Annotated in this window: 21 protein-coding genes; 16 read left to right on the top strand and 5 right to left on the bottom strand. The window is 28.2% G+C overall.

The genetic code is table 11. The features are described from left to right. Positions 1–24: 24 nt before the first annotated feature. A complete protein-coding gene (gene eutH, locus ACQPUY_RS13340; RefSeq protein WP_430841730.1) occupies positions 25–1,095 on the top strand; it encodes an ethanolamine utilization protein EutH in 1,071 nt (356 codons plus the stop codon). A 149-nt stretch (positions 1,096–1,244) separates the two neighbouring features. Here eutH and ACQPUY_RS13335 read toward each other — a convergent pair whose 3' ends face one another. Both ACQPUY_RS13335 and ACQPUY_RS13330 read right to left on the bottom strand, forming a co-directional pair. Then, positions 1,245–2,291, bottom strand: coding sequence for an FAD:protein FMN transferase (locus tag ACQPUY_RS13335; protein WP_430841728.1), 1,047 nt, complete (start codon positions 2,289–2,291; stop codon positions 1,245–1,247). A gap of 104 nt (positions 2,292–2,395) precedes the next feature. Continuing rightward, positions 2,396–2,812 carry an FMN-binding protein gene (locus ACQPUY_RS13330; protein WP_430841726.1) on the bottom strand — a complete coding sequence of 139 codons (417 nt, stop codon included), beginning with the start codon at positions 2,810–2,812 and terminating at the stop codon, positions 2,396–2,398. 318 nt (positions 2,813–3,130) lie between these two features. Between ACQPUY_RS13330 and ACQPUY_RS13325 the strand changes: the two genes are divergently transcribed. From ACQPUY_RS13325 to ACQPUY_RS13310, 4 genes are all read left to right on the top strand, one after another. Continuing rightward, positions 3,131–5,011 carry an FAD-dependent oxidoreductase gene (locus ACQPUY_RS13325; protein WP_430841724.1) on the top strand — a complete coding sequence of 627 codons (1,881 nt, stop codon included), beginning with the start codon at positions 3,131–3,133 and terminating at the stop codon, positions 5,009–5,011. A 113-nt stretch (positions 5,012–5,124) separates the two neighbouring features. Continuing rightward, a complete protein-coding gene (locus tag ACQPUY_RS13320) occupies positions 5,125–5,505 on the top strand; it encodes a NusG domain II-containing protein (protein ID WP_430841722.1) in 381 nt (126 codons plus the stop codon). A gap of 9 nt (positions 5,506–5,514) precedes the next feature. Beyond that, complete coding sequence (locus ACQPUY_RS13315; protein ID WP_430841720.1) at positions 5,515–6,030, top strand: Gx transporter family protein; 516 nt, start codon at positions 5,515–5,517, stop codon at positions 6,028–6,030. 50 nt (positions 6,031–6,080) lie between these two features. Next, positions 6,081–7,046, top strand: a complete 966-nt coding sequence (locus ACQPUY_RS13310) for a polyprenyl synthetase family protein (protein WP_430841718.1) — start codon at positions 6,081–6,083, stop codon at positions 7,044–7,046. A gap of 8 nt (positions 7,047–7,054) precedes the next feature. Here the strand turns inward: ACQPUY_RS13310 and ACQPUY_RS13305 are convergent, their stop codons facing one another. Next, positions 7,055–7,942 (bottom strand): LysR family transcriptional regulator, encoded by an 888-nt coding sequence (locus ACQPUY_RS13305; protein ID WP_430841716.1) that lies wholly within the window; start codon positions 7,940–7,942, stop codon positions 7,055–7,057. Positions 7,943–8,075: 133 nt separating this feature from the next. Between ACQPUY_RS13305 and ACQPUY_RS13300 the strand changes: the two genes are divergently transcribed. Beyond that, positions 8,076–9,203: an ABC transporter substrate-binding protein gene (locus ACQPUY_RS13300; RefSeq protein WP_430841714.1), complete on the top strand. Its 1,128-nt coding sequence runs from the start codon at positions 8,076–8,078 to the stop codon at positions 9,201–9,203. On the opposite strand, the gene ACQPUY_RS13295 is transcribed toward ACQPUY_RS13300, so the two are convergent. Beyond that, positions 9,200–10,321 (bottom strand): glycosyltransferase family 4 protein, encoded by a 1,122-nt coding sequence (locus ACQPUY_RS13295; protein WP_430841712.1) that lies wholly within the window; start codon positions 10,319–10,321, stop codon positions 9,200–9,202. The genes ACQPUY_RS13300 and ACQPUY_RS13295 overlap by 4 nt on opposite strands. A 125-nt stretch (positions 10,322–10,446) precedes the next feature. Here ACQPUY_RS13295 and ACQPUY_RS13290 point away from each other — a divergent pair, with 125 nt between their 5' ends. From ACQPUY_RS13290 to ACQPUY_RS13280, 3 genes are read left to right on the top strand one after another with little or no spacing between them, the layout of a single operon-like run. Next, positions 10,447–11,439: a CotS family spore coat protein gene (locus ACQPUY_RS13290; protein ID WP_430841710.1), complete on the top strand. Its 993-nt coding sequence runs from the start codon at positions 10,447–10,449 to the stop codon at positions 11,437–11,439. 14 nt (positions 11,440–11,453) lie between these two features. Then, positions 11,454–12,203, top strand: a complete 750-nt coding sequence (locus ACQPUY_RS13285; RefSeq protein WP_430841708.1) for a hypothetical protein — start codon at positions 11,454–11,456, stop codon at positions 12,201–12,203. 13 nt (positions 12,204–12,216) lie between these two features. Next, entirely contained in the window at positions 12,217–13,263 is a 1,047-nt protein-coding gene (locus ACQPUY_RS13280) for a CotS family spore coat protein (protein WP_430841706.1), read from the top strand. A gap of 54 nt (positions 13,264–13,317) precedes the next feature. On the opposite strand, the gene ACQPUY_RS13275 is transcribed toward ACQPUY_RS13280, so the two are convergent. Beyond that, entirely contained in the window at positions 13,318–14,436 is a 1,119-nt protein-coding gene (locus ACQPUY_RS13275) for a glycosyltransferase family 4 protein (RefSeq protein WP_430841704.1), read from the bottom strand. A gap of 105 nt (positions 14,437–14,541) precedes the next feature. Here ACQPUY_RS13275 and ACQPUY_RS13270 point away from each other — a divergent pair, with 105 nt between their 5' ends. From ACQPUY_RS13270 to ispE, 7 genes are all read left to right on the top strand, one after another. Continuing rightward, positions 14,542–15,543, top strand: coding sequence for a CotS family spore coat protein (locus ACQPUY_RS13270; protein ID WP_430841702.1), 1,002 nt, complete (start codon positions 14,542–14,544; stop codon positions 15,541–15,543). Positions 15,544–15,864: 321 nt separating this feature from the next. After that, a complete protein-coding gene (yabG, locus tag ACQPUY_RS13265) occupies positions 15,865–16,755 on the top strand; it encodes a sporulation peptidase YabG (RefSeq protein ID WP_430841700.1) in 891 nt (296 codons plus the stop codon). Between the two features lie 188 nt (positions 16,756–16,943). Beyond that, positions 16,944–17,180 carry a Veg family protein gene (locus ACQPUY_RS13260; RefSeq protein WP_430841698.1) on the top strand — a complete coding sequence of 79 codons (237 nt, stop codon included), beginning with the start codon at positions 16,944–16,946 and terminating at the stop codon, positions 17,178–17,180. 390 nt (positions 17,181–17,570) lie between these two features. After that, entirely contained in the window at positions 17,571–19,154 is a 1,584-nt protein-coding gene (locus tag ACQPUY_RS13255; protein ID WP_430841696.1) for a DUF3794 and LysM peptidoglycan-binding domain-containing protein, read from the top strand. A 149-nt stretch (positions 19,155–19,303) separates the two neighbouring features. Further along, on the top strand, positions 19,304–20,140 hold the full coding sequence (locus ACQPUY_RS13250) for a cyanophycinase (protein ID WP_430841694.1): 837 nt from the start codon (positions 19,304–19,306) through the stop codon (positions 20,138–20,140). Next, positions 20,121–22,745: a cyanophycin synthetase gene (gene cphA, locus ACQPUY_RS13245; RefSeq protein WP_430841692.1), complete on the top strand. Its 2,625-nt coding sequence runs from the start codon at positions 20,121–20,123 to the stop codon at positions 22,743–22,745. The genes ACQPUY_RS13250 and cphA overlap by 20 nt, the downstream gene beginning before the upstream one ends. 110 nt (positions 22,746–22,855) lie before the next feature. After that, on the top strand, positions 22,856–23,698 hold the full coding sequence (gene ispE / locus ACQPUY_RS13240; protein WP_430841690.1) for a 4-(cytidine 5'-diphospho)-2-C-methyl-D-erythritol kinase: 843 nt from the start codon (positions 22,856–22,858) through the stop codon (positions 23,696–23,698). Positions 23,699–23,717: the final 19 nt, after the last annotated feature.

Raw genomic sequence — 23,717 nt, 5'->3', positions numbered from 1 at the left:
TTAATTTAATATAGGAGAGTAGATATGGAAAAAGTGATGTTGTACATAGTTGGAGTATTTTTTATTATAGGGATAGTAGATTATATATTTGGAGGAAAACTAAATCTAAGTAAAGGAATAGAAGTCGGAATTCAAAGTATGGGATCTCTAGCTCTATCAATGATAGGAATTCTTTCTATAACTCCTATAATATCGGATTTTTTAACTAGATATGTTATTCCGTTATTTAAGGAGAGTTTTATTGATCCAAGCATAATATCATCTTCTTTAATTGCTGTGGATATGGGAGGATATAAAATTGCTGAGGCAATAGGAAGAAGTAATGAAGAAATTTATTTTTCGGGAGTGCTAATAGCATCTATTTTGGGCTGTACTATAAGTTTTACTTTACCGTTAGCTTTAGGTATGATTAAGGAAGACGATATTGATATATTATGTAGGGGAATACTATGTGGAATAGTTACTTTGCCAATAGGATTATTTTTAGGTGGCATCTTATTGAAAATGAGTATATTAAAAATTATTCAATGTCTAGTACCCATAATGATTATATCTGTAGTTATAATAATAGGACTTTATAAGATACCTATAAAGATGATAAAATATTTCAAAGCTTTAGCTAAATTTATATTTATAATAGGGCTTGTAGGATTAGCGCTTCAGGGATTTAAATCTATAACAGGAATAGAATTAGTAAGGAATCTATTACCTTTACAAGAGTCAATAACAATAGTTGGTAAAATAGCGATTTTTCTAGCAGGAGCTAATGTTATGCTTGAAGTAATAAAGTTAGTATTTAAGAATAAAATAAAGAAGTTAGAGCAAAAGTTAGGAATAAATTCAGCCTCTGTTACTGCTTTACTTGGAAGTTTGGCTTCGGCAGTTATAATATTTACGGATTTTGATAAGTTAGATAAAAGAGGAAAGTTAATATGCTCAGCTTTTTCAGTAGCTGGAGCTTATGTATTTGGTGGACAACTAGGGTATGTAGTTACAGAAGCAAAAGATATTACTTTAATTTATATATTAGTAAAATTTATCTGCGGATTTCTAGCAATTTTATTAGCACTAAAAATGACAAAAGAGACTGTTTAACAATAAAAAATGAAGAATATATAATTAAGGTAAAAACTACTAAAAGTAGTTTTGAAATAATAAAAAAATTAAGTGCTTCAGCAAGAAATACTTAATTTTTACAGTATATATTTATATTAAGGGGCTGCTGAGAGCAGCCCCTTTTTCAATTAATTTTCTAATGTAAAATCACTATTAGTTAGGGTGAAAATTGATTTTAATCCATCTGTTATATAAACTTTATAATCTTTAGTTATAAATATTGCATCAATACCATCTAGAGTATTTACAAATTTCATTCCTTCTTCAACTCCCATGGCAAATACTGAAGTAGATAAGGCATCTCCATCAGTTGATTTATCACTTACTATAGTAATACCAGCAATTTCATTATCATAAGGATATCCAGTAGATGGATTTAAAATATGATGATATTTTACGCCATCTTGCTCAATGTATCTTTCATATATTCCTGAAGTAACTACTGACTTATTACTAGTAGTAATGCTACCGATTATTCCTCCACGCTCAGTAAAAGGATTTTGAATTCCTATTTTCCAATCATCACCATTTACTTTTTTTCCATGAGCAAATACATTTCCACCTAAGTTTATAATAGCACTTTTAACTCCTTCTTCAGTTAGCATATCTGATATTACATCAGCAGTGTATCCTTTAGCTATACCACCTAAGTCTATCATCATGCCTTTTCTTTTTAAAAAAACAGTTTTATTGGTATCATCAATTTCAATATCATTATAACCAACTAAAGGAAGCTTTTCAGTGATTTCTTCTTGACTTGGAACTCTAGCCTCTGGTAAACCTATATTCCAAAGTTTAACTATTGGTCCTACTGATATATCAAATAATCCATTAGAAAGCTTTGAGTATTCTAGCGATTTTTTTACTATATTATATGTATCATCATCTACTTTAACAGGACTTATACCAGCTTCAATATTAATTTCATCTACTAATGTACCATTTTCATTAATGCTTAGTATAGATTCCAATTCTTTAACCTTATTAAATACCTTGTCTAAAACTGTTTCATCTTTACTATCATAAAGGCTTACAGTAACAACAGTTCCCATTAAAACTTCGCTTTTAGATAAGGGTTCTATTACTTTGTTATCTTTTGAACAACCACCTAAAATAACAAGAGAAAAAATTAACAAAAGGTAAATACTAAGTCTTTTTATCATTTTTTTTGTCATAATAGTCCTCCTATTTTAATACTATTAATATTATTATAAGTATAAAAATAAAAAATAACAAAAGACTTTAGGCAAGAGCCTAAAGTCCTATTTATTAAGAATAATTATTTAGCGTCTGCTAAAGCTTCTTCTGCTAAACTTTTGAATTTGTCTGAAGTACTAGTAGCACCAGTTACAGCATCAACTGAAGCAACATCTTGTTTTTCAACTAAAGCTTTTTCTAAAGCAGGGAAAGCTTCTTGTGGGTTACTTCCTGATTTAGCTTTCATATTAGTGTTGTATTCTTCATTATTTAACTTACTTGTACCATCTTCTGCAACTTCATCATATTTAACAGTAGCAATTTTACCGTCTTTAACTTCTATTTCAATTGAAGCTGTGTATCCTTTATCATCTTTTGCAGATGATTTTTTATAAGTTCCATCTTTTAATGTAGCTTCTTCTTTATTTCCGCATCCTACAAATATAGTAGTAGCTAAAGCAGCAACAGCTAATAAGCTTATAACTCTTTTTGATTTCATAAAAAAATCCCCCTTAAAAACTTATATAATTTGTATTGAATTGTTTTCAATCACTAGTTCATTATACACAAAATAAAATAGATTAGGTATTCAACTTTCTTATGGCATATAAGTATTATCAATACCGTTAAAAAATAAACAAAGCTTTATAAATGAGTATATATAAGGCTTTAATAAAAAAATACTTAAAATATTTTAAAAAAATATTGTTAAAAAAGCTACAAAAAAATATTTTTATTATATGGACATATTAGTAAATAGTGTATAGAATTAATTATGCTATTTTAGAATTATTTAATGAAGGGAAGGGTGTAACACATGTCGAAGAATAAGATACTTGTTCTTGGAGCTGGATATGGTGGTGTTCATGCCGCTAAGAAACTAGCAAAAAAATATAAGAAAAATAATGATGTGGAAATAACTTTAATAGACAAAAATCAATATCATACTTTAATGACAGAATTACATGAAGTTGCAGGGGGAAGAGTTCACCCTGAATCAGTACAAGTTGAGCTAATCAAAATTTTTGGAAAATCAAAAGTTAAAGTTGTAACAGATTTTATAGAAAAAGTTGATACAGATAATAAAGTTGTTAAAACTACAAATGGAGAATATTCATATGATTACCTAGTTATAGGAACAGGTAGTGAACCAGCTTTCTTCGGGGTTCCTGGAGTAAAGGAAAATGGATTTACTTTATGGTCATTTGAAGATGCACTTAGAATAAGACATCACATTGAAGATATGTTTGCTAAAGCAAGCATTGAAAGAGATGCTAAGAAGAGAAAAGAAATGCTTACATTTATAGTAGCAGGTTCAGGATTTACAGGGATAGAAATGGCTGGAGAGCTTCTTGAGTGGAAGACTAAATTAGCTAGAAAATATAATGTAGATGAATCAGAAGTTACTTTAAAAGTTGTTGAAGCTATGGGAACTATCTTAAATATGTTAGATAGAAAACAAGCTGATAAAGCAGAAAAATACATGATAAAGCATGGAATGGAAATATTAAAAAATTCTCCTATAGTTGAAGTTACTGAAAATCAAGTGATTTTAAAGAGTGGAGAAAAAATTGATACAAGAACATTAATTTGGACTTGTGGAATTCAAGCTAATCAAGATGCAAAAGAGTATGGATTAGAAACAGCTAGAGCAGGTAGATTACAAACTAATGAATTTATGCAAGCTGTAGGTAAGAAAGATGTATTCGTAGTTGGAGATATGGCTTACTTCGAAGAAGAAGCTGGAAAAGGTACTCCACAAATAGTTGAAGCTGCAGTACAAACAGCTGATACAGTTGTTAAGAATATAGTTGCTTCAATAGAAAACAAAGAAATGCAAAAATTCCAAGGAAAATATCATGGATTTATGGTTTCAATTGGTGGAAGATATTGTGTTGCAAACTTAATGGGATTTAAATTATCAGGATTCTTTGCAATGATAATGAAGCATTTAGTAAATATTCATTATTTATGGGGAGTAAATAATATTAATGCTATATATAATTATTTACAACATGAGTTCTTTACAATGGAAGATAAAAGATCAGTAATGAGAGGTCATTTATCATCTAAGGCTAATAGATTATGGTTAGTGCCATTAAGATTATTTATTGGTTCTTTATGGCTAATAGAAGGTCTAAAAAAATTACTTGGAGAATCTACATGGGAAGCTATGTGGAATGCCACAACTATTAAAGGTTTCTTCGATAAGATAGCTATTGGTGCTGATAGTTGGACTAAGGCTGGAAATGTACAAATGCCATTTACTTGGTTACAAGATGCAACATCTGGTGCTTCAGCAGCTGCTGGTGAAACAGCAACTGAATTTGCAACACCAATACTTAAAGAAATTCCAGGTTGGTATTCAGCAATAATGCAATTTATGATGCCAAATCCTGAAGTTGCAGTTTGGTTCCAAAGAATAGTTGTATTAATGGAAATTGGAATGGGTCTATGCTTAATAGCAGGATTATTCACATTTATCTTTAGTGGAATTTCAATTGGTATGACAATTAACTTTATATTATGTGCTATGGCTGGTTGGGACATACTATGGTATACATTTGGAGCAATTGCACTAATGGGTGGAGCAGGTAGAACATTTGGATTAGATTACTATATTATGCCGTGGATTACTAGAATGGCAGATAATTTCTGGCATGGGAAGAAACAACCAATATATAAAAATGCACAATAATTAATGAAATAATTTAAATATATTGTATAATAAATTTTATAAGGTAGAGTATTTACTCTACCTTATAAATTGTAAAGTTATAATGAGATTACATTATAATGGAGAGGATTAATATGTTTAAAAAATTAGATTTTGTTATAATTGCAGTATTGATGCTATTATCATTTTTACCTGAAATTATGTTAGGGGCTTCAGTAGGAAAAGGATTTAGCAATACATATGCAGAAATAACAGTTGCAGGGAAGTTATACAAAACAGTACCTTTATCAGTTCATAAGGGTGAAGAAACTATAGAACTAAAAACAGATTTAGGAACTAATATTATTCAGATAAAAGATAATAAGATAGGTATAATTGAAGCGGATTGTCCAGATAAGGTTTGCATGAATCCGGAATACATTGAGAAAGCAGGACAAAGCTTAGTGTGTCTTCCTCATAAGGTTATGATAGAAATTAAGGGGATGGCAGAAGATGATATTATACTATCATATTAAGGAGATGCTATGAAGAAAACTAGTAAAATGGTATATATTGGATTGCTAGTAGCTCAAGCCTTAGTTTTATACATTGTTGAGCGTGCTATTCCTGTTCCTTTTATAACGCCAGGTGCAAAATTAGGTTTAGCAAATTTAATTACTGTAATTGCTTTATATACATTAGATAGCAAAAAAGATGCATTTTTAGTTTTATTTTTAAGACTTACATTATCAACTATGTTTGGTGGAAATTTATCATCCTTTATGTATAGTGCAGCAGGAGGAATATTAAGCTTTCTTTCTATGGTTGTAGTAAAAGGCTTATTTAAAGATAAGGTTAGTATTATAGGAGTAAGTTCTGCTGGAGCTATATTTCATAATGTAGGACAATTAATAATTGCTTCACTAATAGTAAAGAATATAGGTGTTATGCTATATTTACCTATATTATCAACTATAGGAATTGGTACTGGTATATTTATTGGAATAACGGCTAACTATGCGGTGGCACATTTAAGAAAACTTCCAATGTTTAAAAGTTAAAAGACTAAATAGATCTATGATTTTTTTAATCACTAAGAAGGTGGATTGTGATGGACAATATTTGGAATAATTATCCTGAAATAAAACAAGAGCTTGCAGAAGTGCTAGATTTAATGAAGAAAAATGTTAAATGCAAAGACAAAAAAATAGAAAACTCTATAATTGAATTAATAGAATCAGGTGGAAAATTATTAAGACCTGCTTTTGTTTTAATGGGAGCAAAATTTGGTGATAATGATGGACAAAAATCAATTCCTACTGCAGCAGTTATAGAGATGCTTCATATGGCATCCTTAGTTCATGATGATGTAATAGATGATTCTAAGCTTAGAAGAGGCCAAGAAACTATCCAGTCTAAATATGGAAAAGATTATGCTGTGTATATAGGAGATTACCTATTCTGTGTATGCTTTAAAATATTAGCAACACATGAGTCTTTAGAAGCAATAAAGATGGATTCTAGAGCTATGTCAAAGATCTGTATGGGAGAAGTAAACCAATTAAACGCTAGATTCTCTATGAAATTGTCTGTTAAAGATTATTTAAGTAGAATATCAGGAAAAACAGCAGAGTTATTTTCAATTTCATTATATTTAGGGGCTGCAGAGTGCAAGGCAGAAGAGAAGGTTTCAAGAGAGTTAGGGAATATAGGACATAACTTAGGAATGGCTTTTCAAATAATAGATGATATATTAGATTATGAAGGCAGTGATAAAAGTATAAAGAAATCTGCCACTAATGATTTAAGACAAGGTATTTATACTATTCCGTTAATTTATGCTTATAGAAATAATAAATCAGCATTTAAAGATATACTAGGAAAAAATTATTATTCGGAAGATGATATAGCCCAAATAATAAAATTAGTAGAAGAAAATAAGGGGATAGAAATGGCTAAGGAATTAGCAGAAAAATATATGAATAAATGTTTTAAGGGAATAGATAGGCTTCCTGAAAATAAATATAAAGATGTTTTAAGAGAAATAGCCAATTGGCTATTACAGAGGACATATTAAAGGGTTACTTAATTTAAGTAACCCTTTAATATATTCTTTAATGTTTTAACAAATTCTGAATTAGTTTTATAAAAACATTCTAAATAACTAATATAAAGTTGTAGAGAAATAGAGAAATCTTCTATTTTTATTATTTTAATATTTGATAAAGAATGATAATTATAATATATACTAGCAGGTATAAAGGTAGCAGCCTTACTAGATGAAACTCCTTTCAATGCAGAAAAGTATGAGTTTGTATTATATAATATATTAGATTTTTCTAAAGTTTCCTCATCGCAATTTAAATTATGACATATTAATTTTTTTAAACAATTCTTATTTGAAGTCAATATTAATGGTAATTCAAATATTTGCTCTTTCTTTATATTATTTAATGGAAAACTTTTATCAGCTACTAAAAGGATTTCATCGTTGCCCAGCAACTTTGTAACTACCCCAGAGGTATTTTCTATTTTACTATAGCATATTGAAACATCGCATAAGTTATTTAATAAACTTGATTTTGAACAGCAATCTATTGTATTAAGATTAATAGTGTGAGAAGGAAAAAGCTTCTTCATTTTTAAAATAGCTGTAGGTAATATAGTTAATCCTATAGATTCAACTGATTCAATAGATATAAGTTTTATTTTATTTATAGAGTTTAGTAATTCTTCTTGCATTTTATTATAAGAGCTTAATATAGACTCTGAATACTTAAATAATATTTCTCCTTCTGGTGTTAGAGTTACTCCTTTGTTTGTTCTTTCAAATAATTTTACATTTAATTTATTCTCTAGCTTTGATATTTGTTGACTCAGTGCAGATTGAGAGATATGAGCATTTTTAGCAACAGTTGAAATACTTTTAGAATTAGCAACTTGATAAAAATAGTTTAAACTATCTATATGCATAACAATCTCCTATTCAATAATTTATATGTTAGTTAATTATAGTACAATAAATTATAAATTGCAAAAATAATTAATATTGTTCAAATAATAGATTATTAGTGTATAATTTATATATAATTAGGATGTGATAAATATGAGAATTAAAAGAAGGAGAATACTTTCACTATTAGCAGTTTTTATTGTTATATTTTTTATTAATTTAGTATTAAGTAAATCAAGTAGGGAAGCGTTAAAGGGAGACATAGTAGTTTGGACAGAAGGTACTTACTATTCATATTTTACTAAGGTAGCTAATGAATTTGAAAAAAAAAATAAAAAGGTTCATATAAGTGTAATTAATATATCTGAGGAAGATTATTTAGATAGAATTATACATTCTAACTATAGGGACTTGCCTAACATAGTTCAGCTTAATCTTGAGGAGATAAATAAAGTAAAAGATAAAATTGATTTTACTGAAGAAAATAAAGATATTATTGAGACCTACAAGAAAAATTTTAATAAAAGTAGGATTAAAGAAGTTGAAATAAATGAAGATTATTATGCCGTGCCATTTACATCGAATCCAATAGCTTTATATTTAAGAGAAGATATTTTAAAAGAATATGGATATGAAAGTGAAGATATCAATACATGGAAGCAATTAATTAACATTGGAAAAGAAATAGAGACAAAAACTAATGGTGAAATTAAAATATTCTCAAATAAAGATAAGAAAAATATAGCTCTTCTAATATTATCTCAATTAGTTGATGATGAAACTAAAGAATATTCAAAAGAGGATATTATAAGTGAGTTTAAAAATATTTATAATGAAGACTATATAACTGATAGTGACAATTATTTATGCAGAGTTGCGTCATTAGATTTTTATAAAGAAATGGTTAATGATGGTACTCAATATCTTTGGGAGTGTAAAAATCCTCCAAGTTTTAATATTGGAGAAAATAGGTTATTTGACTTAGGTGGTAAAAATTTAGTTGCCTTAAAAGTTGAAAAAAATGAAGAGGCTATTAAAGAATTTATTGCTTTTGCAGCTACAAATAAAGAATTATTATCGGAAGAATTATTAGAATATAATTTTTTTCCAAGCTCCCTTTATTCATTAAAGGTTAAATATAATAAAGAGAGCAGAAGTAATTTAGAAAATGATGAAGAAAATAACCCATTCCTAATATTAATGAATATAGTGGAAAGGGTCCCAAGTATAACAAATTATGATAAATTTAAGGAGATAGTTTTCGAACTTTCCGATAATTAATTTTCATTTATTTTTTTATAAGCCTCTAAAGTTTTTATGGCAGTATTTCTCCATGAAAATTGGAGGCTTCTTTCATACCCTTTTTTTGATAAATCATTTTTCAATTCTTCACTATTTAGTAGATTTACTAAAACCTTTTCTAATTCGCTTTTGTCAAAAGGATTAATTAATATACAGGCATCTCCAGTAACTTCAGGAATAGAAGTGATATTAGATGTTATAACTGGAGTTTTGCAGCTCATAGCTTCTAATGGAGGAAGTCCAAACCCCTCATATAAAGATGGATATACAAAAGCTTCAGCTCCGTTATATAGTGTTGGAAGAAGTTCATCATCTATAAATCCTGTAAAAATAATATTATCTTTTGACTCTAAATTTTCAGTTAGTGCAACAAGTTTCTTTCCTTCATCCTTAATTGATCCTGCTAAAAGTAATGTATGAGGTTCATTTAGATCTTTATAAATTTTATTAAATGATAATATAAGATCTTTGGCATTTTTTCTTGAGCTAAATCCTCCTATGTATAAAATATAAGGATTGTTGAAATTAAACTTTTCTTTTATAAAGGATTTACATTTTTCTTTGTCTAAAGGTTTAAAATTAGTATTTGCAGCTAAAGGAGTAACATAGACTTTATCTTCTGGAATATGATTAAAGAACTTTAAAATATCTCTTTTGGAGTATTCTGAAACTGTTAAAATCCCTTTAGATTTATCAATTATATCAGGCATATTCCTTAAAAATCTTTCAAGGTATCCTCTACCGGTAGTTTCTGGTAGTAAATATGGAATTAAATCATGAATGGTCACTATACATTTTGTATCATAACTTTCACAAAGCCCCATACCATTTTGGGGAATATGATGAATATTCATATTATTATTTTTTAAAAAAGTTGGGAAATAATAATTTTCATAAAAACTACCATGCCTTCTAGAAGTAAAAACTATTTTACAATTATCCTTTTTATATCTTTCATAATTTTTACCTGTCCAGAAAAGAGAGTAATTATTTTCTTCATCTATATTAAGTAATTCTCTTACTAAATTTTCAGTATAAGTACCTATTCCAGTACCGTTATATAAATTAATACCTCTAGCATCTATAGATATATTCATAGCTATCCTCCTAAAATTATCATATATATTTATAAGTATTATTAATGATTTAATTCTATGATTATAAACACAATAAAATAAGAGAGTTCATATAATATCATTGAATAAATCTTAAGGAGAAGCCTATGGAAATTTCATATATTAAAAGTGAAATTCAGGATAAGTATCTGTTAGAAATAGAAACTATAGAAAAAGTAAAAAATAGCTATAAGATAAAAACTAAGGATGGGGATTATGGTATTAAGGTAATTAAATATCAATATCCTCATTTTTATTTTATCTTATCAGCTATTAGACACTTAAAAAATAAGGGGTTTAACAAGATTCCAGAAATTATAAATACTAAGGATGATTTAGAATATATAAATCTTGGAAATAATTATGCATATTTAAATAAATGGATAGATTCTAGAAGTTGTAATTATAAAGATTTAGAGCAATTGAGGTTAGCTTCTGAAACCCTAGGAGAACTACATAATTGTAGTGAAGGTTTTACTTTAAGTAGACATATGAAGCCTAGAATTGCATGGTTTTCCTGGATAAAGGTTTTTCAAACTAGATGTGAAGAAATCTTGGATTTTAAAAAGAGAATTCATCAGAAAGCATATAGATCACAATTTGATGAAATATATTTAAGTGCTATAGAAGATGAATTGGATATAGCAAAGAAAGCAATTGATGAGTTAAGGAATAATAACTATATAGAAATTATGGAAAAGGAAGTTAATAAAAGAGGTTTTTGCCATCATGATTATGCACATCATAATGTCCTTATAAGCAAAGATAGAAAAGTAAATATTATTGATTTTGATTACTGTATCTTAGATACCCATATTCACGATGTAGCTTCTTTATTAATCAGATCTATGAAAGATGGAAATTGGAGTAGGGAGAAGGCTTACTTTATACTAGATTCTTATTCTAATACCCATAGCTTATTTGATGAAGAAGTAAGATTAATAAAAGGGTTTATAATGTTCCCTCAAGGATTTTGGCAAATTGGCCTTCAATATTATTGGGAGCAACAACCTTGGGGAGAAGATTTTTTAGTAAATAAGTTAAATAAATATTTGAAGGATAGAGATAATAGAGAAAAGTTTCTAAATAGCTTTATTTAGTAAGGGGTGACAAGATGCAGAAAATAGAATTAAATTCTTATTTAGAAAATAATGGGATTACTGTGTTGAATGGTAAAATAGAGAAGCATCAAGATAGTACAAATATATTTAAGCAAATAGAAGATATAATATTTTTTCATAATAAAATTGGACCATATAAGGAAAACTTGTTTCCTAGAATTGGAGCATCTATAGGAAAAGAAGTAAATAGTTATTATTCTCAAATCATATTAATAAATGAGTATTTAAGAAAAATACAGGAAAAGAGTAGCTTAAATTCTATAGATTTTTATTTAATAAATAGGGGAGAAGAATTAGTTAATTTAGGGCAAAAGGCATTGAATCATATATATTCTAATAATTTTAGAAGTCTTATTGAAAGAAGTATGAAAAACTATGAGGTTTGTTTAACTAGAGTAGATGAGGAAAATTTAAAGGTGAAAGAAGATGGAAAGATAATAGTAAGTACGGTAAAGTATTTAACTTATAATCTTAAGGAACATGATATTTATTCATATATAAAGAAAATAAAAAGAAGAAAAATAGATTTAAGTATAGATGAGATAATTAAATATTATATTAAAACTGCTAATCTTAATGAGGATAGTAAAGAGTATTTAAGAGCATTATCATCTTATCCTAATGAAGAACTAAAATTAGTTGAAAGATATATCTTAGGAAAACTTAAGATGAAGGAGGAAGAAGTTCTATATGCATTGTATAAGGCTAAAAATATAGATGGTAAGGCAAGAGTTATTTGGTAAAGGGGGACTTGATATGAATAAATTTAGATATGTGGATAAGGATATATTATGTAAATATGATTTAAGTGAAGAGTTTTTTAATAAGTTATCCTTTGATATTGATGATATAATACCTCTGAGAAAGGTATTTGTATTGTTAACTAATGAAGGTAAAAAAATATTAAAGCTTACAGATTCATCTGAAGATAGAATAAAATTTATTAATGAAGCCCTAAAATATGTATCTGAGAAATATGAGGATTTACTTAGTTATTATGAAGATGAAAATGGAAGAGTAACTTATAAATCAGGAGAAAATACTTATGTAATACTAAATATGATTGAAGGTAGAGAGTCTACATTTACTAATCTTGTTGAAGTGGAAATGTGCACTAAAGCCATGGCTAATATGCATAGGGCATCAATGGGGATATTTCAAACTCTTAATACAGATATAGTAAAAGGAAATTTAGGGGAGTATTTACCATATCAATATAACAAGGCTAAGGATGATTTACTTAATATTAAGGAGTATATATTAAGATTTAGGCATAAATTAGAGTTTGATACTTTATTTTTAAAAAATGTTGATAATCATATTAATGAAATTCAAAAATCTATAGAACTATTAGCTATGTGTAATTATAATAGTTTGCTAGAAGATTTTAGAAAGAGGGTTTTATGTCATAATGATTTAGCGCATCATAATTTTATAGTGGACGGAGATAAAATAAAAATAATAGATTTTGATTATTGTAAGATTGATACTAGAGCTGTAGATATAGCTAATTTTGCAATGAAAGTTATAAAAAATAGTTATTATGATATGGAGACCTTTAAGACGATTTTGAAATCTTATAATTCTGTAGATAACTTAACTAAAGATGAAGTTAAATTGATATATTCTATTTTAAGTTTTCCAAGAGACTTTATAACTATTTCTAGAGATTATTATTATAAACAAAAGAGATGGGATTATGAAGTGTTTCTAAATAGAATGAAGAATAAAATAAATAATGAACTATATAGAGGAGAATTTGTTAAAATATTTATTTCAGAGTTAAATGAATATTTTTATTAGATAAACAGTAAAGGACATCATAAATTGTTATATGATGTCCTTTAATATTTATATTTAGCTTTCAATAATTTTTTTATAAGCATTAATTGTAGATTTTGCCGTTATATTCCATGAATATTTAGAGCTTTGAATAAGTCCATTGGTTATCATTTTTGCTCGTAAAGCTTCATCTTTTAAAACTCTTTCTATTGAAGTCGATAATTCTTTAATATCATATGGATTAATTAATAAAGCCGATTCATAACATACCTCTGGAACAGAGGTCACATTTGATGCTATAACTGGAGTGCCACATGCCATTGCTTCTAAAGGAGGTAGTCCAAAGCCTTCATAGAATGAAGGATAAGCTAGTAGTTCTGAGGCATTATAAAAAATAGGCAATTTTTCTAGAGGAATAAAATCTGTAAAAATTACATCATCTTCAATATGAAGATCTATAGCTCTTTTTTTATAAATGCTGTACGAAATTCCTTTTTTGCCTGTTATGACTAATTTAAGATTTTTTTTAATATCTTTAGGGAGAAGGGAAAAGGCTTCAATTAAGCCTATAATATTTTTTCTAGGACTAAAACCTCCTACATAAAGTATAAAATCTTCTTTGATATTGTATTCTTTTTCTAATATTTTTTTGCATTGAGACTTATCTAAAGGTCTATATATATCCTCAGCAGCAAGATGTGTAACAAAGATCTTATTTATAGGAAAATTAAATTCTTTTGCTATATCTTGCTTTGAAAATTCAGAAACTGTCAATATTCCATCACAACTATTTATAATTTTAGGAAGCTCGTTATTAAAGATATATAAATAGCGCTCACTAACTGTTTCTGGCATTCTCAATGGGATTATATCATGCAAAGTAATAGATTTGTGACAATTAATATTAGTGTACAGCCCAACACCATTTTGAGGCACGTGGTAAAGATCGATATTACTATCATCTAAAATATTTGGAACTCTAACTTCGTCCCAAAAATTTGCTGAAGCCGTTGCCCTAATCAACTCAACATTGAAATTATCACTTAAATCTAGAGCTGAATTTTCAGGCAAAAAAACTAAGTAATCATTAATATTATCAACTTTATTTATACTATTTATAAGTTGATAAGTATATGTTCCGATTCCAGTTCCTCTATACCATTTAGCAGCTCTACCGTCTATGCCTATCTTCATGACTTAATCCTTTCTCATTGTTTTTAATTTATTATATTAAACTTAGGAATAAAATGTTAATAAAAGAATAAATATAGTCATATAAATATAAAGGGGGTGAGGGTTATGATGAGAGAATTTGAAATAGAAAGACAATTTGATATTAAGATTGAAGTTTTAAAGGCAAATAAAGGAGTATATTATTTAAAGACCAATAAGGGAGAAAAATGCTTAAAGAAAATTAATTATGGACCTCAAAAGTTATTATTTGTTTATGGCGCTAAAGAGCATTTAATTAAAAATGGCTTTAATGCTGTTGATAGGTATTTTTTAAACATAGATGAGGAACCGTATGCACTTGTAAATGAGGATCTTTACACTTTATCTGAATGGATAGAGGGGAGGGAGTGTGATTTTCATAACATAGATGAGGTGAAATTAGCTGCTAGGACTTTAGCTATGATGCACGAGGCATCTAAGGGATATGATCCTCCAGAAAATTCGAAGCTAAAGAGTGATTTAGGCAGATGGACTCACCTTATGAATAAGAGAATTAAATCTTTAGATAAGATGAGATATATGGTAAGAAAGAAAAATAATAAAAATGACTTTGATTTATTATATATAAAATCCATGGAGTTCTATAAAGAAATTGGTAAAAAAGCTTTAAAGACATTGGAAGAGTCAGAGTATGATAAACTTTGTGAAATAGCTCAAAATGATAAAAGCTTTTGCCATCATGATTTTACTTATCACAATATAATTTTAGATGAAAATAATAACTGCAATGTAATAGACTTCGATTATTGCAAGAGGGAAGTTAGAACCTTTGATATATCAAATTTTATGATTAAGGTATTAAAGAGAGTAGATTGGGATATTAACTTTGCAAATGCTATTATAGAGTCTTATAATGAAGTTTCACCTTTATTAGATAGTGAGTATAAAGTGCTTTATGCTTATTTACAATTTCCTCAAAGATATTGGAGACTTGCTAATAGATATTATTATAATGAGGTGAATTGGGGGCAAAATACCTTCGGCAGTAAGCTGGAGTCTATAATTAGTGAACAAGAATCTATGCTTAAATTCTTGAATGAGTTTAAAAATGAATACAACTTAAATTAAAAAAGTGCCTAGTGCACTTTTTTACTCTTTAGGGAATTATAGGGGGATTACCCTGTGAATAACATTTTATAATTTCCTTTCTTTAGTTATGAAGTGCTTTTATTAATTTTGCGATGACTTGAAGTGAATACGATGGAATAAATTCATAATTCCGATGAATGAGGAATTATTACCTTTAGTTTGTAGCAGTAAATATGTTGTGTTAGAGCGACTTGGAGCTTGCGACGGAGCGACTAATATAACATATTTACTGCTTTTTTTATGTACAAATACAGAGAATTCGACATAGAATAATATAAACTAATAACTAAGAGGGAAAAGATGAAAGTAGGAGATTTAGTAGTTAGAAAGTCATATGATAAAGATATTACATTTAAAATTATTGATATTAAAGAAGATGAAATAGGTAATAAAATTTATATATTAAAGGGGATAAGTATAAGAATAATTGCAGATTCTAGAGATGATGATTTAGAAATGGTAGATGATGAATTTGTTGGAACTAAGGAAAAAATACTGAATAGAAGAGTGGAAGAAGCTCTAAAAAAAGCAGTTTCAATGAGAGGTGATACTGAAGCTGTTAATATATTAAACAACTTATCTCGAGGAAGTAAAGCATTAAAAAACCAGCAGAATAAAGAATTGATATTTGGAAGACCAGGGAAAATACTCCACATAGATGGTGATAGTGAGTATTTAGAAACTTGTCTTAAGGTTTATAAGCAATTATCTTTGGATGCTGTAGGAAGGGCTATTCCTGAAAAAAAACAGCCTGAAATTATAGTAGATCTAGTTAAAGAAATTAAGCCTGATATAGTAGTTCTGACTGGGCATGATAGTGTTGTAAGGGAAACTGATGATTATTTGAATTTAGAGAATTATAGAAATTCCAAATATTATATAGATGCTGTTAAAGCTTTGAGAAATTATAATTCTAGCTATGATGAGTTAGTGATATTTGCTGGAGCGTGTCAAAGTTGTTATGAATGTATGTTGGATGCTGGAGCAAATTTTGCAAGTTCTCCTAGTAGAGTTTTAATTCATTGTTTAGATCCTGTTCTAGTATGTGAGAAAATAGCATTTACAAGAATAGATAAAGTAGTATCTATTACAGAGGTCATAGATAACACTATAACCGGGATTAAGGGGATAGGAGGACTACAGACAAGAGGTAAGTATAGAGAAGGATATCCTAGGTCGCCATACATTTAAATATAAATAAAGTTAAATAAAATGTATAAAAAAATAAAAAGAAGGAATAATATTGAATGTATAAAAGAGTAATAAAAAAAGGTAAAAGTTTACATTGACAATTCTTTTATAAGGTGGTAAAATTATAATTTTTATTTGACAATATGTGGGTTTGGGTGTATAATATAATAAAGAAAGAGGGTGTTTATGTGGAAAATGTAAAGACTATCGCGTCTATAAAGAGAAGTATTGAAGACCATATAGGAGAGGAAGTAACTTTAAAGGCAAACGGTGGAAGAAAAAAGATCCTAATAAACAACGGAATAATAGAAAGTGCGCATCCAAGCATTTTTGTAGTAAGATTAAATAATGATGTGCCAAGGACAGTAACATACAGCTATTCAGATGTATTAACTAAGACAGTACAGTTATATTTTGCGTTATAGTGATTAGAGCTCCATATTTTGAGCTCTAATTTTTTTTTTTTTTTCTTTTTTTAGGCAAAAAAAGAAAGATGGTGGGTTTCCATCTTTCAACTATGGTATAAAAGGGTATTGAGAATTTATGAGAGGTTATATGGTCAATAACCATAATTATAATACGACATATTTTAATCAGTGTCAACATATTATTTAAAAAAATTAGAGAAAAAATGAAAAAAAAATTATGTTTTTATATAATTCGACATAAATTTAGATAAATAATCCTTAGTTGTAAATAAGAGTAAGATAAGTGTTGAAATTTGCTAATTTTTTTTTAAAACATTATATAAAACTTTGAATAAATATATATGGTTAGAATATATTTATTAATAGGTATTATATGGGAGGGATTATATGTCACAAATAGATGTAATAAGAGAAAGTGTTCGATATGAGCAATTACTAAGAGAAGGCTTAACTAATCAAACTTTAAAAGGTGAGCATTTATTAAGAGATTCACAATATCCTGATATGAAAGATGTATTAGGAATAGACGCAAAAGCTACTATAAACAATAAAGAACTTGTTGGAGATAGAGTTATGGTAGAAGGAGATTTAAATTATATAGTCTTTTATATTTCTAAGGAAGAAGTTATTACAGATTCACCAACTAACAAAATACATGCAGTTGTATTTAATGATAAGTTCTCAAACTATGTAGATCTTAAAGATGATGAACATAATATAGTATGCAATGTTGAGTGTGATGTAGAACATATTGAAGCAAATTGGATGAATGAGAGAAAAGTTGGCATTGATGGAATACTAACTTTAAGATGGGAAATCTATAAGAATGGAGAATTTGAATATGTAAAAGATATTGAAGGTAAAGAAGATATTCAAACTCAAAAAGAAAATCAAGTTTTAAATGGTGTTAGAGGTGAAAAAGATATAGATTTAATGGGTAAATCTATGTTAAAAGTAACAATGGATAAGCCGGAAATAGATGAAGTTTTAAAGTGTGATATGAATCTTCATAAAAAAGAAATTAAGGTTGTAGAAGGAAAAGTTTATATTGGGTGTTATTGTAAGGTATCAATCCTCTATAGGAGCCGCGATAATAAGGAACTTGATGTATTAGAAGACGATGTTTACTTATCAAAGGAAGAAGAAGTGCCAGGAATAACTGGTGATATGCTTAGTTCTCTAGATTTAAGGGTGGCTGATAATCAATATGCAGTTAATTTAGATGATGTTGGCGAAAATAGAGTGGTAAATATTGAATTTTTAGTTAAAGGTAATGTTAAAGTATATTCAAATGAAAATGTTGAAATTTTAAAAGATGCCTATTCACCAACTATGAACATAGAATTAGAAAATAGCAATAAAGAATTTACTTTAATTCATAATATAGTGAATCATGAGATTGCTACAAAAGAAGTTCTTGATTTAGAAAATAAAGAAGAGAGAGTTGATGAAGTAATAGCGGTAACAGGATGCCCTATTATAAGGGATAAGGTTGTTGAGGATGAAAAATTAAAAATAGAAGGTGTAATTAAAATTTATATTATATACAAATTGTCAGGAGAAGAAGTTAATTATGGAGTATTAACAGGAGATGTTCCATTCAATGCAGTTTTAGATATTAAAGGCTTAAGAAAAGATATGAATGTTGTAGTAAAGCCTTATATAGAAAATATTGATACAAATGTAGAAGGAAATGCAATTTCAGTTAGAGCAACTGTTGGTCTTAATGTTAAATCCTTTTATAAAGTTAGCAAGAATTATGTTAATAATGTTACAGAAGGACTAGAGGAAGTAAAGGAAAAGAAGGCATCAGTAACTATTTATGTTGTAGGGGATGGCGAGACTCTTTGGGATTTAGCTAAAAAATACAACACTACTGTTTCTGAGTTAGAAAGATTAAATGATTTAAATGATGATATCAAAATTAAATCAGGAGATAAATTAATTATACCTGGTAGAGCGATATTTTAAATAAGAAAATATTATGAAGTTCAATTTTTAGAAATCTAGCTATGTCTAGATTTCTTTTTTTGCTCTTTATTATGTTACATGCATATTAAAAGTGAATAATATTAACCTGTGGTGGATAAAATAAGAAATGCATGATAAGAGGTGAGATTATGGCAGAAAAAATTAAGGGCGATTTAATTATCATCGGAGGAGCAGAAGATAAAGAGGGAGATAAAGATATTTTAAAAAAGGTATGTAATTCTATAAAAAAAGAAGAGGATATTATATTAATTGCTACTATAGCAACAGAATATCCCAAGGAAGCTTTAGAAAAATATACTAAAATATTTAAGGGTTTAGGAGTTAAAAATATAAAAGGATTAAATATTAAAGATAGAGAAGATTCCTTAAATAAAGAAAATATAAAGCTTATTAAGGAGGCCTCTCTTATATTTTTTACAGGTGGGGATCAGTTAAGAATAACTAGCTTAGTTGGAGGTACTTCTATTTATGATGCATTAAAAAGTGCTAGTGAAAATGGATGCATAATAGTCGGAACTTCTGCAGGAGCTTCAGTAATGAGTGACACTATGGTGGTTAATGGAGAGGATGATGAGTCACCAAGAAAATGTACTTTAAAAATGGCTCCGGGATTAGGTTTTGTTGAAGGTGTAATGATAGATCAACACTTTGCTCAAAGAGGAAGGATAGGAAGGCTTTTAACAGGAATTGCCCAAAATCCAGAAGTTTTAGGAATTGGCATAGATGAAGATACAGCATTGGTAGTAAGAGATAATGGAGATGCACAAGTTGTTGGAAATGGAGCTGTATATTTTTTAGATGCACGAAATATAACATATAGTAATGTATCTGAACAAAATTATGATGAAGTATTAAGTATGTTTAATGTTAATTTACATGTACTAAAAGAAGGAGATAAATTTAATCTCCTAAGTAAGATGCCTTTTGAGGAGGAAAATAGTAAAGATGAAAGTAATAGAGACTAAGGTCTTTAAGGGGAAGAATATATATTCCCTTAAAAAATGTATTAGACTTGATGTGGATTTAGAAGGTTATTGCGAAACACCAAGTAAGGATATTGAAGATTTCAATTTCAATCTAGTTAATATGATTCCAGAATTAAGAACTCATAGATGTGGGATTGATGAAGACGAGGGTTTTATAAAAAGACTTAAAGAAGGAACTTATTTAGCTCATATATGTGAGCATATAATTTTAGCTATTCAAAATAAGCTTGGTATAGATGTTCATTACGGAAAGTCTAGGGAAATTAAAGATGATCGTTATTATATAATTTTTCAATATATTTATGAAAGTACAGCTCTAGAAGTTTCTAAGCTTGCTATAGATATTGTAAATGCGTTAATTAATAAAGTTCCTATAAATTATGATGAAAGAATAGAATTTTTAAAAGAAGTTTTAAATGATGAATTTATCGGACCTAGTACTAAATCTATTTGTGATTATGCAATGGAAGTTGGTCTTCCTATTGTTAATTTAGGAAGTGGAGATTTTTATCAAATAGGATATGGAAAGCAAGGTAAGCTAATTGAAGCTTCAATTAGCTCAAATACGAAATGTGTATCTGTTGATATAGCATCTGATAAGCTACTTACAAAGGAGCTTTTAAGAGGTCAAAATATACCTGTGGCTAAAGGAAGCAAGGTTAGAAATATAATTAATTTATTACAAATGGCAGAAGAAATTGGTTATCCTGTAGTACTAAAACCTCGATATGGTAATAAAGGAAAAGGGGTAATTTTAAATATAAAAAATGAAATGGAATTATTAAATTCTTATAAAAAATTAAAAGATAAATTTAAAGATATGATAATTGAAAAGTATCATAAGGGCAAAGATTTTAGGGTATGCGTAATAAATTATAAGGTGGTTGCAGTATCTCTTAGAACCCCGCCTTTTGTAATAGGAGATGGAGTAAATAGTATATTTGAACTTATACACGAATTGAACAAAGATCCTTTAAGAGGGGAAGATCATGAAAAACCATTAACGAAAATCAAGTTAGATGAAGATGTATTGGAATGTATATCAGAACAAGGACGATCATTAATGGAGATTTTGAATAGGGGTGAAATACTTTATTTAAGAAAAAATGCAAATTTATCTACAGGTGGAGAGTCGGTTGATTGTACAGATGACATTTGTGATGAAAATATAAATTTATGTATAAGAGTTGCTAAAGCTTTAAATCTAGATATTTGTGGTATAGATATTTGTACAGAGGATATAGCTATACCTCTATATAATAATGGAGTGGTAATGGAAGTAAATGCAGCACCAGGTTTAAGAATGCATTTAAATCCTAGTAAAGGAAAATCGAGAAATATAGGAAAAGAAATTGTAAATATGATATACAATAATAAGCCTTGTAATATTCCGGTAATATCAATTACAGGAACTAATGGTAAGACTACAACAACAAGATTGATAAGTCATACCTTATCCAAAATGGGATATTGTGTTGGAATGACTAGTAGTAGTGGGATATTCATAAATGACGAGTGTATAGATACCGGTGATGATACTGGGTTTGAAAGTGCAAAATCTGTATTATTAAATTCGGATGTAGAGGTAGCTGTTTTGGAAACTGCTAGAGGGGGGCTTATTCGAAAAGGATTAGCGTACGATGTAGCAGATATTGCGGTTATCACTAATATAAGAGAGGATCATCTAGGGATTGATGGAATTAAGTCTATGGAAGATCTTTGTTATGTTAAATCATTAGTTGGTGAAGCAGTTAAGAAGGATGGGTATGTAGTTATAAATGCTGATGATGAGTGGAGTAAAACTATATTAGATAGAATAAAATCTAAGAAGGTATTTTTTACATTAAATTCGGATAATGATATTTTGAAGAATAAAAATTTCGATGATATTTATATTTATATAGAAAATGAAGATATAGTAATCATAAACAAGAATAAAAAATATATTTTATGTAATATAAAAGATATTCCAATAACATTAGGTGGTAAACTTAAATTTAATATTGAAAATATTCTAGCTGCATCGGGAGCTTTAGTAGCAATGCAAATAGATTATTGTATGATTAAAAATGGAATGACTACTTATTTATTAAATTCAGAGAAAAACTCAGGAAGATTTAATTGCTTTGACGTTAGAGGTGTTAATGTGATTTTAGATTATGGCCATAATGTTGATGGATATAATGCAGTTCTTTCAGCTATTAAAGAGTTGAAAAAAGGAAAGCTTTATGGAGTAATAGGAATTCCTGGAGATAGATTGAATGAATCAGCTATAGAAATAGGTCAGATATCATCGAAATATTTAGACTATATTATAGTTAAAGAAGATAAAAATTTAAGAGGGAGAAAGCAGGGCGAGATAGCACAGTTAATAGCAAATGGAATAATTAAAGAGGATAAAAATAAAAAATATGAAGTGATTTTAAATGAAGATGAAGCTTTAATAAAAGTTTTAAATATGGCCAAAACTGGAGATACTGTCGTAGTGTTTTTTGAGGATATGAAGCCGTTGGTTAAGATAATTGAGAAGTTTTCAGAGGGTGAAAGTGAAGATATTAGCTGTAGGTACGAAGCTTTAAATTAAAAGAATAGTCCCAGGTTTACTATATTATTAAAAAAATATATAATTAAAATAAACTTCAGATTATTATCTGAAGTTTATTTTAAAATATTTAGTTGAAAGGAAATAAAAGTATGAGGATTAAGGCTTATGCTAAGGTAAATATATCCTTAGATATAGTTGGTAAAAGGGAAGATGGATACCATATATTAGAAATGGTAATGCAGGCTATAGATTTATATGATGAAATAAATATAGAAAAACAAAGTAAAGATATTACTATTAAATGTAATAAACCTTACGTTCCTACAGATGAAAGAAACCTAGCTTATAAAGCAGCTAAATTATTTATGGAAAAATACCATATACATAGTGGAGTTAATATAAATATAAAAAAGAATATTCCGGTATGTGCTGGATTAGCAGGAGGAAGCACAGATGGAGCTGCGGTATTAAAGCTTATGAATAAGCTTTTTGAAGTTAATGCTAGTGATGAAGAGTTGATGGAACTTGGATTGAAGTTGGGGGCGGATGTTCCTTATTGTATAAAGGGTGGAACAGCATTATGTAAGGGAATTGGAGAAGAGGTAACTAAACTAAATGAATTTAAGGATAAAATTTTAGTTTTAGTTAAACCGCCTTTTGGAGTTTCTACAAAAAGTGTTTATCAAGATTTTGATTTGGGAAAGGTTAGGAGTCATCCTAATACAGAAGTTTTAATTAAAGCTATAGAAAGTGATGATTTAAGAATGGTTTCTAATAATATGAAAAATTTATTAGAAAATGTTACTTTAAGAAAGCATAAAGTACTAATAAATATAAAAGAAGAGATGAAAAATACTGGAGCTATAGGTGCCATGATGAGCGGTAGTGGACCGACTGTTTTTGCATTTTTTGATGATATGCTGAAGGCTCAAAAATGTTTTGAAAAAATGAAATTGAAATATACTGATGTATTTATTACAAGAACAATTTAAAATTTAAGTATAAACCTCC

The organism is Clostridium nigeriense, from assembly GCF_050585245.1.
In the GTDB taxonomy this organism is placed as follows: Bacteria; Bacillota; Clostridia; order Clostridiales; family Clostridiaceae; genus Clostridium; species Clostridium nigeriense_A.
Note: the sequence above shows the minus strand (reverse complement) of the source record. Positions and strands in the feature narration are given on the sequence as shown.